This is a genomic window from Streptomyces sp. ME19-01-6 (assembly GCF_033793745.1).
Classification (GTDB): Bacteria; Actinomycetota; Actinomycetes; order Streptomycetales; family Streptomycetaceae; genus Streptomyces.
Map to the genome: position 1 here is coordinate 1 of NZ_JARAXF010000052.1, position 14,333 is coordinate 14,333.

Genomic DNA, 14,333 nt, shown 5'->3' on the forward strand with positions numbered 1-14,333 from the left:
ACCCCGCCTGGCTGCACACCTACAATCACCACCGCGGACACACCGCACTGAAGGGCCAGCCACCCGCCAGCCGCGTCCCCAACCTCACGGGTCAGTACACCTAGGTAGCCCTTTGTCCGGGCGTCACGGACAGGCCGCCGGTCGACACGGCGCCCGGACCGTACCCAGCGGCGGCAACTCGGTCGATTGTGCGCCCGAGAGGCGCGGTACGGCACCAGGGGCGGAGGCTGAATGTCGACGCGAAGGGGGCCGGCCCACCCATGTCAGGCGCGGTACCGGCTGGGCACACCGGCGGCCAGGGCCAACGGGGCCCCGTCTCGGGAAGCGTCAGAACCGCGACCGTACACCGCAGCGGGCAGCACCTGTGTGTCCGCGGCGTTCACATGGACCACCACGTGACCGAGTTCGCGAAGGTTCCGGGTTGCCCGCTCCCCCACGGCGACCTGCTCGATCAACTGGCCGCCCAGCCACAACCTGTCGCCACAGCGGAGCTCGCCCGTGAGCCGGACACTGGGCTCGTGTACCACGCTGACATCCTGCAGCGCCTCAGGTACCGGAGCGGAACAGAGGATCAGCACTCCGCCGTCGAGCAAACTCCTCGCATGCGGCGCCCACGCGCCACACGGTGCTCTTGTCATAGACGTTGCTCACCCTGTCGTCCGCATCCGGACAGCGGAGCCGCGATCGACCGTGGCGCCGGACTGCATCCGGCGGTAGCGGTCGCGAGCGTCCTCGACCGCACGTGCCATGGCGGTGGATCCGGCCCGGGAGGGCGCCGTGCTCAGCTCCCCGGTGAGCTGCGGGCGTTCACGGAAGCGTGCGAGAACGGAAGCCCCCTGCATCACCAGGGCCCGTTCGACGACGCTGTCGCTCCGCCGTACGAGCAACAGCACCACGGTACCGCGGAGCCGCCCGGTGGCCCGGCCGGAGACGAGGGTGACACCCGCCCGGTGCTCCTGGGCGGCGAGCTTGTTCACCGTGCGCATGTAGTAGCGGTGCTGGGCCATGCTCGCCAGAAGCGAGAGCACGAAGCCGCCGAGCAGCAGCAGGGCCAGGGACAGGTTTTCCATGAGTCCTCTTCTCAGGGGCCTTCGGTTCCGGCCCCTCGTTCATGAGGGGAGGGGACTGCCGGCCGCTCCTGTCCGTCACCCTCGGGGAGAAAGGGCGAGCGGGCCGGCAGTCCCGGTATGCGGGGCAGGCCGAGGGAGTGGCGGCGGCGGACCTTCTTGGCCGCCACCGCATTCCGTATCCGATCGGGATTCCGGCCGCGCAGCCGGACGGTTCCGCAGCTCAGACACATCAGGGCCGCCACCTCGGTGGTGACTTCGGTGGTGCCGAGCTGGTAGGCGAAGCGAGGTGAGCCGAGCAGTGGCAGTGCCATGGATCCCTCGACGAGCGTCCCACCGCAGTCGCGGCAGGCGTCCTCGGCCGGGGCGCTGTCATCAGGGGCGTTCATGGGTACTGCTCCTTCCTGCCTCCGCCGTCGCTTGTCGGCCACCCTCGTTCGACCCGTACGGGTCGTACGAGGCGCCGTGGCCGCATCGCGTCCCCGCCTCGCCCACCCGCACCGTCACGCGCGGACGAGCCTCAGTTCGGTTCCCGGTTCGGGCACCTCGAGTGGACCCTCGGCGTGCAACGCTCCGGGCAGCAGCCCGGCAGCCGGATCGGGGTCGACGTAGACGACCACGTGACCGAGAGTCGTCAGATTCTCCTGGGCGCGCTCCCCGACCGCGGTCAGGGTCAGCCGGGTCTCGCCGAGCCACAGCTCATCGCCCGGTCGAATCTCCTGGGCCGGGGTGTCGGCCGGCTTGTGCACCACGCTGAGGCTCTCCAGGTCACCCGGAAGCGGTTCACCGAAGAGGATGAGGACGCCGCCGTTGATGAGGTCCGCGGCCTCGTCGCCGACGCGGAGGACAGTGCTCTGATAGTAGAGATCGTTCATCAGTACATCCCAAAGCTGACGAGCCAGGCAAGGGCCACGGCGAGGGGAGAGGTGATCAGACGGCTGAGCAGTACCGCCGGCGTACCGACCGCCACCGTCTCGGGTTTCGCCTCGCCGAGGGCGAGACCGACGGGGACGAAGTCGCAGCCGACCTGGCCGTTGATGGCGAACAGGGTGGGCAGAGCGTACTCGACGGGGATGGTTCCCGCGGCGATCTGCGTGCCCATCAGCACCCCGATGATCTGGGCGATCGCCGCTCCGGGCCCCAGGATCGGGGACAGGACGGGCAGGGCCACCACGGCACCGAGGGCGATGAGCCCCAGCGGGTTCCCGGCCAGCGGCTTGAGACCCTCGCCCATCTTCTCGGCGACGCCGGTGTAGATGACGAACCCCAGCAGCAGGCTGACGTACGCCATGAACGGAAGGATGGTGCTGATCGTCAGGGTGATGGCCTGCCGACCCGAGGCCAGCAGGGTGTTCACCGCATAACCGATCCCGGAACTGAACTTGATGAAGCCGTCGGATATCCGGGAGAAGAGCCCGCCGCCTCCCGACGCTTCCGCGACGGACTCGGTGACCGGGTCCGCGGTCTGTTCACGGTTGCCCTCGGCCGACGGGGTGTCCGGCGCCGGCGCTGCCTCAGCGCCGTCCTCCGTCCCCTCCTCGACCACGACATCGTCCACCCTGACGTCGGAGACGAAGATGTCCTCGGTGATGAACTGGGCGAGCGGGCCGCCGGGCGAGCCGGGATACACGTCGATCGTCGGTATCCGCTTGCGCGGATAGACACCTATCCGCGCGGTGCCGCCACAGTTGATCACCGCGCAGATGACCTCGTCGTCGGGAACAGTGGTGCGGAACCCGTCGACGGCCTCCGCCCCGGTCAGGTCCGCGATCCGCTGTGCGACCGGGTGAATACCCCCGCCCGTGACCGACAGCACCTTGTCGCGGGTCTCGGTGCGGCGCAGTGTGAGTCCGTCGCCCCAGCCGCCGGCGCCCTTGCGGACAAACACCGAGGGGTATGTACGTGGGCTCTGCTCGGTGGTCGTCATCGTGTGCCTCCGGTCACCGTGAGCGCGCTGCCGGCGGTGCCCGTGGTGAATTCCTCGTCGAACTTGCGGAAGATCTCGGTGCGGCCGGTCCTCTTGATCAGGATGAGAGTGATCCGCTCGGTGACGACGCCCCTGATGAAGATCACCACGACGCCCGTGGCGAGGTAGTACAGCGCCAGGGGCACGGTGGACAGCCCCAGCTTCTGCACGCCGCTGGCGATGCCCAGCCAGACGAACAGCTCGCCGGAGTTGGCGTAGGGGAAGAACGAGGTCACCGGGTGGACGAAGGAGACCGCCGAGTCGTAGAAGGCCGGCTTGTACCGCTCGGGCAGGAACCTGCCGAACGAGTAGCACATCGGGTTGGTGAGCATCAGCACGGCGAGCACCGGCATGACGGTGTAGCGGGTGATCCACCAGCGCGAGGACCACTCGACGGCCCGGGTCACGCGCTTCTCGCCGACGAAAGTCACCAGCGCGTACATCGCGGTGAGCAGGACGATCAGCGTGGGGAGAATCCCGGTCACCAGACCGGTGAACTGCTTGCCGGCCTCGTTGAACAGGCCGATGAAGTGGGAGCCGACCCAGACTGCGCCACGAATGACAGGGTTGTCACTCTCCTCGCCCTGGGGTGTCGACGCTGCCAGGGCGGCCGCAGCAACGGTAACCATCTCGGCCCTCCTCTCTGTTTCTGAGCGGGGATACGGAGGTCTCTTTCTCCGAGTGGGGATGCGGAGGCCGGTCGAAGCCCACGGCCCGTACGGCGGAGACGAGTAGGCGGCTCTGGTGGGGAGCCGACGTGATCGGGGTGCGACGGGAGGAACCAGGGGATATCCAGCACACGGATTTGCACGTCTGCTCAGAGTTCCTCACGTCTGTTCGATAGAGGTGTAGCACCGAGTGGCGAGGCACGACAAGATGTCGAACCTGATTACGCGTGTGACAGCGATGGAAACCCGGCCCGCCAGCCCGAGCCTCGGCCGCCTCCATGGGTGGGCAGCGGTCGCTGACGGTGGCCGTCTGCACATTGATGCAGTCGTTCTTCACATCTGTCCATCGGCTGTGTAACGTGCAGCTCCACCCAGCCCTCGGCCAACGCGAGCGTACTTGGCCGGAGACACGAAGGAGAACGCTGTGCCTGATACCCACGTCACGATCGCATCCGAGGTAGGACTGCACGCCCGGCCCGCGGCGGCATTCGTCCAGGCGGCCGCGAAGCAGCCGTGCCAGGTGTCCATAGGCAGGGAGGAAGGGGCGCTGGTGAACGCGAAGAGCATGCTCGCCGTGCTGTCCCTCGCTCTCAAGCACGGGGAGGAGGTCGTGCTGCGCGCCGAAGGCGCCGAGGCCGAGGCTGCTCTTGCCGACCTCGGTGACCTGCTCGCGCAAGACCTCGACGCGGTGTCATGACGCGCGTTCCCCGCGGTCACCGGACCGCACCGCTTGACGCGCCGCTTGACGCACCGCCGAGGAAGCACCATGCCGACCGCGCGTGATCAGCACCTGCTGGTGAAGGTCGCCCGCATGTACTACGAGGAAGGTCGCTCCCAGCAGGAGATCGCCCACGCCCTCGGCGTCAGCCGGCCCAACGTCTCCCGCATGCTCGCCGCAGCCCGGGAGCGGGGGATCGTAGAGATCAGCATTCACGATCCGGCAGGGCGCGACCTGACCCTGGAGAGCGAACTGCGCGCGACGTTCGGCCTGCGTGACTGCCGGGTGGCCGATGCCCCTGGAAGTGACCGCACCCTGACCCACGTCGGCGACCTCGGAGCCCGCTGGTTGCTGGAGACCCTGCGGCCCGAGCAGCGCGTCGGGGTGTCCTGGGGCCGCACTCTTCAGGCGGTTGTTCAGCACGTCCCCGACCATGGCGGGCTCGATGTCGAAGTGGTGCCCCTCGTCGGCGGTCTGTCCTCTGTGGACTGCGAGATCACCGGCGAGGAACTGGTACGGGACCTGGCCGCGCGCCTCGGCGGCCGGTTCCGCCGCCTGCACGCTCCGGCCCTGCTCACCACCCCGGCGAGCACGCAGATCCTGCTCGCCGAGCCCTCCGTCCAGGCCGCGCTCAAGGCAGCCGAACAGGTCGGCATCGCGCTGGTCGGCATCGGCAGCCACGGCGTCGGTTCCTCCGCGGCGATCATCGACGCCCTGGCACTCGACCCACGGGAAAAGGAGGAGTTCGACAGCCGACAACCGGCCGGCGACCTCTGCGCGCGCTTCTTCGACGTCGACGGAAGACCTATTCCCGGTCCCGTCGAGGACCGGGTGCTGGCCGTATCCCTCGAGCAACTGTCCAGAATCCCGCTCGTGGCGGGGGTGGCGGCGGGAGCGGAGAAGGCCCGCGGCGCGCTCGGCGCCCTGCGCAGCGGCACGGTCGATGTGCTGATCTCCGACAGCTCACTCGCTCGGGCCTTGCTCTCCGCCCAAGCCCCCTCCGACATGATCGGGACCAGGAGCAGGCCCTAGCGACCAAGGGTCGCTAGAACTAGCTATGGCTTCATCTACGTGGACCGGGACGAGTTCGACCTCAAGGAGCTGCGCCGGGTACGCAAGGACAGCTTCTTCTGGTACCGGGACGTCATCGCTCGCAACGGGGTGTCGGCGCCCTGGCGGCGCCGCCATCAGGAAAGGTGCGCCGTCGTGCGAAGAAGGAGCCGCGCGTGAGAGTGGTCAAGGTCTTCAACAACAACGTCGTCCTGGCGGCCAGGGGCGACGGGGACGACGTGGTCATCCTGATGGGTCGCGGCATGGGGTTCGGCGTCAAACCGGGCCAGGCCGTCGACCCGTCTCGTGCGCAGCGCACCTTCGTCCCGACGGCGAACCAGCCTCCGGAGCGGACAGCGGCCTTCCTCGACGAGATCCCCGCGGACCATCTCGCCGTCGCGGAGGAGATCTTCGCCATGGGCCGCGCTGAGCTGGGCGACCACATCGGCGGGCATGTGGTCATCCCGCTGGCCGACCACCTCTCGTTCGCCCTGCGCCGAGCGCAGGACGGTCTGGAGCTCGTCTACCCGCTGCGGGGTGAGGTGCTCCACCTCTATCCCCGCGAGGTGGCCGTCAGCCGGCGCGCCATCGACCTGGTGGCCGACCGGCTCGGCGTCCGCCTGCCGGACATCGAGGCCATCCCGCTGGCCTTGCACTTCGTCAACGCCCAGTTCGAGGCGCCGGACCTGGCGAAGGTGGTGCAGCTGACCGAGACGTTCTCCGTGGTCCTCGCTGAGACCGGCGGCTTCCCCGGCGTCCCGGTGGACGCCGACTCCTTGGAAGCCTCCCGGTTCATCACGCACCTGCGCTATCTGGTGAGCCGGCAGGAGAAGGGCGAGGAGGCGTCCGACTCGTTCGGGTCCCTGCACGACAGCCTGCGGGCCAGCCACGCGCGCGAGGTCGCCTGCGCCGAGCACGTCGGACGCGTCCTGGAGGAGCGCTTCGGCTGGACCCTCGGCCGGGACGAGGTGCTCTACCTGTGACTCCACATCAGCCGCCTCACGGCGAGGGCGAAGTCCTCATGAGCGGCCTCGGTCCCGATTTCGCCCCGCGCCTGCTGCGCCTGGTCGGCGGTGCCGGCAACGTCGCCACGCTGACCCACTGCCCTGGCCAATCCCGTACCGCCAGTCGGTGAGCGTCTTGCCGCCTACCCCGGATGCTCGCCGAGATCGGCGACGACCGATCCCGCTTCACCAACGCGAAAGGCCTCAAAGCCTTCGCCGGAGCCGCACCCATCACCCGGGCATCCGGAAGAAGCGTCACAGTACTCGCCCGCCGGGTCAAAAACCAACGCCTGGCCTCCGCCGGCTCTGGGTGCCTCCCCCACTGCCTGGCCCACGGCACCCACTACGACGAAACAACCGCATTCCCCGCACCGACAAGCCCCGGTCCGGAAGCCGCCGCTTGACAGATCATCCGCATCGGATGTCTTGACCCCCATGTCCACGCTCGACTGCATCGATATCCGCACGGCCGCCGACCTCAAAACGACACCACTTCTGCACCTCATACTGCTATCATTTTGGGTGTCACTGCGCTTAGCAGGAGGTACTTGATGTCGCGCACCATGATCGATCTCGACGATGAAATGGTAGAGCACGCCATGCGCCTGTACGGCGTGAAAACGAAGGCCAAGGCCGTGCGCATGGCCATGGAGGAGGCCGTCAAGCGCCGACTGCGGCAGGAGGGCATCGACTCGATCAAGTCCGGTGACCTGGACCTGACCTACGACAGCAGGACAGAGCCCGACAACAGGAACGTGGCGTGAGTGAGCGCTTCCTGATCGACAACTCCGCCCTCCAGCGATGGCGCAAGCCGAAGGTGGCGGAGGTCCTCGACCCGCTCCACGAGGATGGCGTACTGGCTGTGTGTGGACCGGTCGAGATAGAAGTGATGTACTCCGCACGCAACGAGAACGACGCGAAGCGCCTGCATTGGTTCCTGGCCGGCTTCGACTACCTGCCGATGCCCGACGAGGTGTGGGACCGAGCCAAAGACATCCAGCGACAGGCCATCGCCAAGGGCAACCACCGCGCGCTCTCCATGCCGGACCTGTTGATCGCCGCAGCGGCCGAACGGCATGTGGTGACGGTGCTGCACTACGACCAGGACTACGACATGATCGCCGCGATAACAGGCCAGCCCATGAAGTGGGTCGTGGAGGCGGGCACAGCGGACCCGTAGCGCTTCAAAACTGCTTCACCGCTGCATACCAGGGCGTTGGCCCCCGCGGTCGGGCATGATCCGGCATTGTGCTCATATGGACGATCTACCTGCTCGCCACGCGAATCTCGCGTGGCTCGCTCTGCTGCGAGCCGTTGGTGCTGTCCTGGACCTCCCCGCCCCTGCGACCACCAGAGCAGCGGCGGCCCTGCATGGACCGGCGATCGACGTACCAGACCTGCCCGTACACGAGGTGTTCGCGGATGGGTACGACGTGAACCGGACCGCCTAGCGATCAGTGGGGGCGGTGTGGAGCTGACGATCAAGATCCGCCATCAGCGTGTCCACACCACAGGGGTCACCTCAATGAGCAGGCCACCGAGCACGGTCACCACCCCGGCTGAAACGGCCAGCCCCGCTGCCGTTCGAGGGGCGGCACTTCTGCACCGTCGTCGTGGAGCTGCCGCACGAGTGACAGATCGCGGCCGCGCTGCGGTTCTACGAAGAGCGCCGCCTGCTGCGCCCGCCGCCGCGCACGGCCACCGGCCAACGCCGGTACGGGCCGGACGAGGCGGCACACGTCCGCGCGATCCGTGAACTCCTGGCCCTCGGCCTCACCGTCCAGGCCCTGCGCGGCATCGCCGACCGGATCCAGCTCCTGGTCGACGATCCGCAACGGCGCTGTGCCCTCGCCGACGCGGCCTCCCCAGCCTCCGGCGTGGTCGAACGCCGGCTGGCGGCGATCGACGCCGAGATCGATCGTCTGGGACGGCTGCGCGACCGCCTGGCGCAGCGGACAGGACAGGCATAGGTCCCCCGGACCGCTCCGGCCGGCCCCAGCCCGGTATCCCGCTCCCCATGCCGGCGGGCCCTGGCAGATCTTCCCTCCCGCCTACCGAAAGCCCAGGTCAGCGATATATTCGGCGATACGTCAGGTGGCGCAACACTCCCGCAACACCACTATCCCTACCGGATAGGTATGGTTCCGGCCATGCCGACCACCGACCGCGTCCGAGACCACGCCAGCCAGGGCGCGCCCACCGTCGCCGCCCAGCGCACGCGGCGTCGGCTGCGCGCGGACCGGGCACGGCAGCTCGCCGACCTCCTGCGCCACCAGCTCCTCACCGGGGGCTTCCCGGCCGACACCCTCCCGCACGAGTCGACCCTCGCCACCGACTACCGGACCTCCCGCAACACCGTCCGCCAGGCCCTCGACCTCCTGCGCGCCGAAGGCCTCGTGGACCGCCTCCCCGGCGTCGGCACGGTGGTCGTCGCCCAGAAGTACCCCCACGGGCTCGATTGTTTGATGGGCCTCGCGGAAACCCTGCGCGAACACGGCCACGTCACCAACGAGGTCCGCACCATGAGCCCCGTCCCGGCACCCACCCCCGTCGCCGAACGTCTCCACGTCCCACCCGGCGCCGACGTCCTCTACGTCGAACGCCTGCGCCGCCTGAACGGCCTCCCCCTCTCCCTCGACCTCACCTACGTCCCCCTCGACATCGGCACCGCCCTGCTCGGCGCCGACCTGGAGAACACCGACGTCTTCCGCCTCCTGGAAGCCATCACCGGCCAGCAGCTCGGCCACGCCGAGATCACCCTGGAGGCGGTGAACGCGGACGCCCACTCCGCCACCGTCCTCGAGGCCCCCCGCGGCGCGGCCGTCCTGATGCTGGAACGGCTCACCCACCTCGCGGACGGCCGCCCGGTCGACCTGGAGTTCATCCGCTTCCGCGGCGACCGCATCACGATGAGCGGCCTGCTGCACCGCTCCTTGTAGACACCACCTGCTCCATACAGCACGACCTTCCTGGAGACAGCCATGCCCTTGGCACGCCAGCGGGCCGACGTGCCCGTGACCATCGACGAGTCGAAGTGCATCGACGGCTGCACGCTCTGCGTGGACATGTGCCCGCTGGACTCCCTCGCCATCGACGAGAGCAGCGGCAAGGCGTACATGCACGTCGACGAGTGCTGGTACTGCGGCCCGTGCGCGGCCCGCTGTCCCACCGGAGCCGTCACGGTCAACATGCCCTATCTGCTCCGCTGAGAGGCCCCAACTCCCATGAAACGCACGGCAGTCGCACTCGCCGCATCCGCTCCGTTGCTTCCCCTGTCCGCCTGCGGCGGGAGCGCAGGCAGCGGCTCCACGGTCACCGTCACCGTCGGATACCAGTCCAAGACCATCAACACGGTCACGGCCGGCACCCTCCTGCGCTCCCTCGGCTACTTCGAGAAGCAGTTGAACTCCCTCCATGACGGGAAGACGTACAGGGTCGACTGGCAGGACTACGCCACCGGCGCCCCCATCACCGCGCAGATGACCGCCGGGAAGATCGACATCGGGTCGATGGGTGACTTCCCGCTGCTCATCAACGCGGCCCGCGGCAGGCAGTTGGGCAAGCCCACCCACCTGGTCTCGGTCACCGGCTACAACCTCAAGGGCGGCCTGAACACGGTCGTCGTCCCACCGAAGTCCGAGCTCACCTCCCTGAAGGACCTGAAGGGCAAGAAGGTCTCCACGAGCATCGGCTCGGCCGCCGACGGCACTCTCGTACGGGCCCTACAGCAGGCCGGCATCAACCCGAACAAGGGCATCGAGAAGCTCAACCAGCAGCCAGCGGTGGGCGCCTCGGCCCTCTCGGCGGGCAGCGCGGACGCGCTGTCGCAGTTCGTCGCCTGGCCGGGCCTGCTCGCCTACCAGGGCAAGGCGAAGGCGCTGTACGACGGCGCCCAGCTGAATCTGCCCACCTTCCATGGCGTCACCGCCCGCGAGGACTTCGCCAAGCAGCGCCCGGCTGTGCTGGAAGCGTTCCTGAAGGCCCAGGCAGAGGCGACCGACTACCTCAACGCCCATCCGGTGGAGGCCGCCGAGAAGGTCGCGAAGGCCACCGGCCTGCCGGCCGAGGTCGTCTACCTCTACAACGGCGCCCACGGCATCTCCACCTTCGACCCGGCGGTCAAACCGCAGCTCGTCTCCGCGCTCAAGCAGGACGTGGCGGTCCTGAAGGCGGCCAAGCTGACCGGTGACATCGACGTGGACTCCTTCGTCGACGACCAGTACGTCAAGAAGGCTCTCGGCGCCGGCTACGCCAAGCAGCTCGCCGCCACCCCGCCCGCCGCCTCGAGCGAGGTCTGGCCCAAGGGCGAAACGAAGACCCGGAGCTTCACCTCCCCCACCCAGCTCCTCACCTACGTCGACCAGCACAAGGACGCCATCCGTGCGGCCTACGTCCCCGACGCCACCACCGGCACCCTCTGGTTCGCCGACAAGGCCGTCTGGGTGGCGGACGGCGAGCAGTTGCTGCCCTTCGTCGCCCCGGAAACCGCGCGGGCCTACGCGGCCGGTCACAGCGGCGCCCAGGTGATCACGTACGCGGACGCCCTGGGGCGGGCCTCGTGAGCCGGTACCCCCGGCGGACGGGCCGGCTCGCCATGCGGGCCGGCTCGCTGGCCGCCGCTCTGGGTCTGTGGCAACTGCTGACCACCTTCGACGTGAACCTGTGGGTGCGCTTCTCGCAGTTCCCCACGGCGACCGACGTGGCCCGGGCCTTCGCCGACCGGTTCTCCGGCCCCGACTACTGGACCGACCTCACCGACAGCCTCACCCGGATCGTGACCGGCTTCCTGCTCGCCGCCGTCCTGGGCGTGGCCACCGGCGTGCTCATGGCACGCTCACGGCTCGCCGAGGACCTGCTCCCGCAGGACCTGCTGGTGGAGGTGTTGCACGGCACGGGCGCGACCGTCGTCTTCGTCACCCACGACGTCGACGAGGCCCTGTTCCTCGGCGACCGCGTGGCCCTGCTCGGCGCGGGCCGGCTGATCGCCGTACGGAACGTGCCGCGCCCGCGCGAGCGCGCCGCCCATGACGACCCGGTGCGTGTAGCCCTGCGTAGCGACATTCTCACCTCGCTCGGTACATGAAAGGCCCCCTGGTGACCTCCCCCGTGAACACCTCCCTGGAGATCCCCGCCCTCAGCGACGCCGAGGAACTGACCTGCGACGTCCTCGTCATCGGCGGCGGCACCGCCGGCACCATGGCCGCCCTGACGGCCGCCGAGCACGGCGCGGACGTCCTGCTGCTGGAGAAGGCGCACGTCCGCCACTCCGGCGCACTCGCCATGGGCATGGACGGCGTCAACAACGCGGTCATCCCCGGCCGCGCCGAGCCCGATGACTACGTGGCCGAGATCACCCGCGCCAACGACGGCATCGTGGACCAGTCCACCGTCCGCCAGACCGCCATCCGCGGCTTCGCCATGGTGCAGCGCCTGGAGTCGTACGGCGTGAAGTTCGAGAAGGACGAGCACGGCGAGTACGCGGTCCGCCAGGTCCACCGCTCAGGCTCCTATGTCCTGCCGATGCCGGAGGGCAAGGACGTCAAGAAGGTCCTGTACCGGCAGCTACGGCGGCGCGCGATGCGCGAGAGGATCCAGATCGAGAACCGGGTGATGCCGGTGCGTGTGCTGACGTCTCCCGAGGACGGGCGCGCCGTGGGCGCGGTCGGTCTCAACACCCGCACCGGCGCCTTCGTCACCGTCCGCGCGGGCGCGGTGATCCTGGCAACCGGCGCCTGCGGCCGTCTCGGCCTGCCCGCGTCGGGCTATCTCTACGGCACGTACGAGAACCCGACGAACGCGGGCGACGGCTATGCGATGGCCTACCACGCGGGCGCCGAGCTGACCGGCATCGAGTGCTTCCAGATCAACCCGCTGATCAAGGACTACAACGGCCCGGCCTGCGCGTACGTTGCCAATCCCTTCGGCGGTTATCAGGTCAACCGGCACGGCGAACGCTTCGTCGACTCCGACTACTGGTCGGGACAGATGATGGCCGAGTTCGCTGGGGAGGTGGCCAGCGACCGCGGACCGGTGTACCTGAAGCTCAGCCACCTCCCGGAGGAATCGATCTCGGCCCTGGAATCGATCCTGCACTCCACCGAGCGCCCGACGCGCGGCACCTTCCACGCGAACCGCGGCCACGACTACCGCACCCACGACGTGGAGATGCACATCTCCGAAATCGGCCTGTGCGGCGGCCATTCGGCGTCGGGGGTACGGGTCGACGACCACGCCCGTACGACCGTTCCCCGGCTGTACGCCGCCGGCGACCTGGCCTGCGTCCCCCACAACTACATGATCGGCGCGTTCGTCTTCGGCGACCTGGCGGGCGCGGACGCCTCCCGGTACAGGCGGTACGAAGGAGAGTTGCCCCTGGCCCAGCTGACGGAGGCGCACGAGCTGATCTACCGCCCGCTGCGCAACCCCGACGGCCCACCGCAACCCCAGGTCGAGTACAAGCTGCGCCGCTTCGTGAACGACTACGTGGCCCCGCCGAAGTCCGGCGCCCGCCTCTCCCTGGCCCTGGAGGCGTTCGAGCGGATGCGCGCCGACATCGCCGCGATGGGCGCCCGGACCCCACACGAACTGATGCGCTGTGCCGAGGTCACCTTCATCCGCGACTGCGCGGAGATGGCCGCGCGGGCTTCCCTGGCTCGCACTGAGTCCCGCTGGGGCCTCTACCACGACCGCCTCGACCATCCCCAGCGCGACGACGCGTCCTGGTTCCACCACCTCGATCTGCACAAGTCCTCGACTGGTGCGATGGAGTTCACGGCCCGTCCCGTGGCTCCCTACCTGGTCCCGGTCGACGACTTCACGCCGGTCGGCGGCCCCTTCCGGCACCTCGGCGAGATCCACACGGAACAGGTGGCGACGGCAGGCGCCCGGGAGGTGGCGCCGGTGGCGTTGCGGCCGGAGCCCACCGCGACCGGCACAACCGTCCACGCCGGCACCGAGGCGGACACGCCGGCCACACCTCGCCTGCTCGATCTCCTCTCCCTTACGGAGGAGGAGCCCGAACTGTCCGCCCTCACCACCTATTTGACCGATCCGGAGCCCACCGTGCGCCGTACGGCCGTCACGGTCCTGACGGAGACCGTGCCACCGGGGACCGGACCGGCGCTGGCCGCAGCGCTCGCCGACACCGACGCCGGTGTCCGCGCCGCCGCGGCCGCCTCACTGCGGGAACTGGTCGAGACGCTGCACCCCGAACCGGCCCTGCGCGACGGCCTCGTATCCGCCCTGTCGGAGGCAGACCCCGTTGTCCGTGCCTCCGCACTGGATGTCCTGCGCGCCCTGCGCCTGGGTGACGTAGTGCTGTTCGCGGACTCGCTGTCGGACTCGGACATCACCGTCCGCATCGCGGCCGTGCGAGCGCTCGTGTCGGTCGACGGCACCGGGGAGCTGGCCCGCGCGGCAGCCGTCGATCCGTCCCGCGAGGTCCGCGTCACCATCGCCAAGGCCCTGGCCACAGCGGGCCCGGACTCGACCGTGGCCCACTCGGCCCTCGCGGAGCTCGTGGACGATCCCGACGCCCTGGTCCGCGGGGCCGCCTACGAGGCGCTGGGCACGGTCGGCTGCCCGGCCGCCCTGGCCGCCCGCGCCGAGGCGGCCCTGACCGACCCGGCCTGGCAGGTGCGCGCCGGCGCCGCCACCGCCCTGTCCGCCGCGGATCCCGACTTCGCCGTCCCCGCACTCGCCAAGGCCGTCGCCGACGCCAACGCGGACGTCCGCAAGGCCGCCGTACTGGCCCTGACCCGCCACCGTGCCACCGAGGACGCCCGAGCGGCCCTGGCCGCCGCGACGACGGACTCGGACGCGGACGTCAGGGCCTATGCGGCGCGGGCGCTATGACCGTGT

General features: G+C 69.3%; 16 protein-coding genes and 5 pseudogenes. 15 read left to right on the forward strand and 6 right to left on the reverse strand.

Annotation, left to right across the window (positions count from 1 at the left end; genetic code table 11):
• Window positions 1–104 (forward strand): annotated as a pseudogene (locus PV419_RS50370) (IS481 family transposase); the annotation flags it as partial.
• Between the two features lie 159 nt (window positions 105–263).
• On the opposite strand, the gene PV419_RS53650 reads toward PV419_RS50370, so the two are convergent.
• From PV419_RS53650 to PV419_RS50395, 6 genes are all read right to left on the reverse strand, one after another.
• Entirely contained in the window at window positions 264–638 is a 375-nt protein-coding gene (locus PV419_RS53650) for a PTS glucitol/sorbitol transporter subunit IIA (RefSeq protein ID WP_415925549.1), read from the reverse strand.
• Window positions 639–647: 9 nt separating this feature from the next.
• The gene (locus tag PV419_RS50375) at window positions 648–1,070 is read right to left on the reverse strand and encodes a transcriptional regulator GutM (protein WP_319700812.1); all 423 of its coding nucleotides are present in this window, start codon (window positions 1,068–1,070) and stop codon (window positions 648–650) included.
• Between the two features lie 11 nt (window positions 1,071–1,081).
• Window positions 1,082–1,456 (reverse strand): hypothetical protein, encoded by a 375-nt coding sequence (locus PV419_RS50380; RefSeq protein ID WP_319700813.1) that lies wholly within the window; start codon window positions 1,454–1,456, stop codon window positions 1,082–1,084.
• 114 nt (window positions 1,457–1,570) lie between these two features.
• Window positions 1,571–1,942, reverse strand: a complete 372-nt coding sequence (locus PV419_RS50385; RefSeq protein ID WP_319700814.1) for a PTS glucitol/sorbitol transporter subunit IIA — start codon at window positions 1,940–1,942, stop codon at window positions 1,571–1,573.
• The gene (locus tag PV419_RS50390; protein WP_319700815.1) at window positions 1,942–2,994 is read right to left on the reverse strand and encodes a PTS sorbitol transporter subunit IIB; all 1,053 of its coding nucleotides are present in this window, start codon (window positions 2,992–2,994) and stop codon (window positions 1,942–1,944) included. The genes PV419_RS50385 and PV419_RS50390 overlap by 1 nt, the downstream gene beginning before the upstream one ends.
• Window positions 2,991–3,662, reverse strand: a complete 672-nt coding sequence (locus PV419_RS50395; protein ID WP_319700816.1) for a PTS glucitol/sorbitol transporter subunit IIC — start codon at window positions 3,660–3,662, stop codon at window positions 2,991–2,993. The genes PV419_RS50390 and PV419_RS50395 overlap by 4 nt, the downstream gene beginning before the upstream one ends.
• A 463-nt stretch (window positions 3,663–4,125) precedes the next feature.
• On the opposite strand from PV419_RS50395, the gene PV419_RS50400 reads away from it, so the two are divergent.
• From PV419_RS50400 to PV419_RS50465, 14 genes and pseudogenes are all read left to right on the forward strand, one after another.
• On the forward strand, window positions 4,126–4,398 hold the full coding sequence (locus PV419_RS50400; protein WP_319700817.1) for an HPr family phosphocarrier protein: 273 nt from the start codon (window positions 4,126–4,128) through the stop codon (window positions 4,396–4,398).
• A 69-nt stretch (window positions 4,399–4,467) separates the two neighbouring features.
• The gene (locus tag PV419_RS50405) at window positions 4,468–5,451 is read left to right on the forward strand and encodes a sugar-binding transcriptional regulator (RefSeq protein ID WP_319700818.1); all 984 of its coding nucleotides are present in this window, start codon (window positions 4,468–4,470) and stop codon (window positions 5,449–5,451) included.
• 30 nt (window positions 5,452–5,481) lie between these two features.
• Window positions 5,482–5,649: pseudogene (locus PV419_RS50410) on the forward strand (hypothetical protein); the annotation flags it as partial.
• Window positions 5,646–6,452, forward strand: a complete 807-nt coding sequence (locus tag PV419_RS50415; protein ID WP_319700819.1) for a PRD domain-containing protein — start codon at window positions 5,646–5,648, stop codon at window positions 6,450–6,452. The pseudogene PV419_RS50410 and the gene PV419_RS50415, both read left to right, overlap by 4 nt.
• 170 nt (window positions 6,453–6,622) lie before the next feature.
• Window positions 6,623–6,877: pseudogene (locus tag PV419_RS50420) on the forward strand (transposase); the annotation flags it as partial.
• 147 nt (window positions 6,878–7,024) lie between these two features.
• Window positions 7,025–7,237 carry a type II toxin-antitoxin system VapB family antitoxin gene (locus PV419_RS50425; protein ID WP_319700820.1) on the forward strand — a complete coding sequence of 71 codons (213 nt, stop codon included), beginning with the start codon at window positions 7,025–7,027 and terminating at the stop codon, window positions 7,235–7,237.
• The gene (locus PV419_RS50430) at window positions 7,234–7,653 is read left to right on the forward strand and encodes a PIN domain nuclease (protein WP_319700821.1); all 420 of its coding nucleotides are present in this window, start codon (window positions 7,234–7,236) and stop codon (window positions 7,651–7,653) included. The genes PV419_RS50425 and PV419_RS50430 overlap by 4 nt, the downstream gene beginning before the upstream one ends.
• 496 nt (window positions 7,654–8,149) lie before the next feature.
• On the forward strand, window positions 8,150–8,443 hold the full coding sequence (locus tag PV419_RS50435; RefSeq protein WP_319700849.1) for a MerR family transcriptional regulator: 294 nt from the start codon (window positions 8,150–8,152) through the stop codon (window positions 8,441–8,443).
• 180 nt (window positions 8,444–8,623) lie between these two features.
• On the forward strand, window positions 8,624–9,412 hold the full coding sequence (locus tag PV419_RS50440; RefSeq protein WP_319700822.1) for a GntR family transcriptional regulator: 789 nt from the start codon (window positions 8,624–8,626) through the stop codon (window positions 9,410–9,412).
• 42 nt (window positions 9,413–9,454) lie between these two features.
• A complete protein-coding gene (locus tag PV419_RS50445; RefSeq protein ID WP_319700823.1) occupies window positions 9,455–9,682 on the forward strand; it encodes a ferredoxin family protein in 228 nt (75 codons plus the stop codon).
• Window positions 9,683–9,697: 15 nt separating this feature from the next.
• Window positions 9,698–11,035: an ABC transporter substrate-binding protein gene (locus PV419_RS50450; RefSeq protein ID WP_319700824.1), complete on the forward strand. Its 1,338-nt coding sequence runs from the start codon at window positions 9,698–9,700 to the stop codon at window positions 11,033–11,035.
• A gap of 32 nt (window positions 11,036–11,067) precedes the next feature.
• A pseudogene (locus tag PV419_RS50455) lies at window positions 11,068–11,331 on the forward strand (ABC transporter permease); the annotation flags it as partial.
• Window positions 11,332–11,556 (forward strand): annotated as a pseudogene (locus PV419_RS50460) (ABC transporter ATP-binding protein); the annotation flags it as partial.
• The gene (locus PV419_RS50465) at window positions 11,553–14,327 is read left to right on the forward strand and encodes a fumarate reductase/succinate dehydrogenase flavoprotein subunit (protein WP_319700825.1); all 2,775 of its coding nucleotides are present in this window, start codon (window positions 11,553–11,555) and stop codon (window positions 14,325–14,327) included. The pseudogene PV419_RS50460 and the gene PV419_RS50465, both read left to right, overlap by 4 nt.
• Window positions 14,328–14,333: the final 6 nt, after the last annotated feature.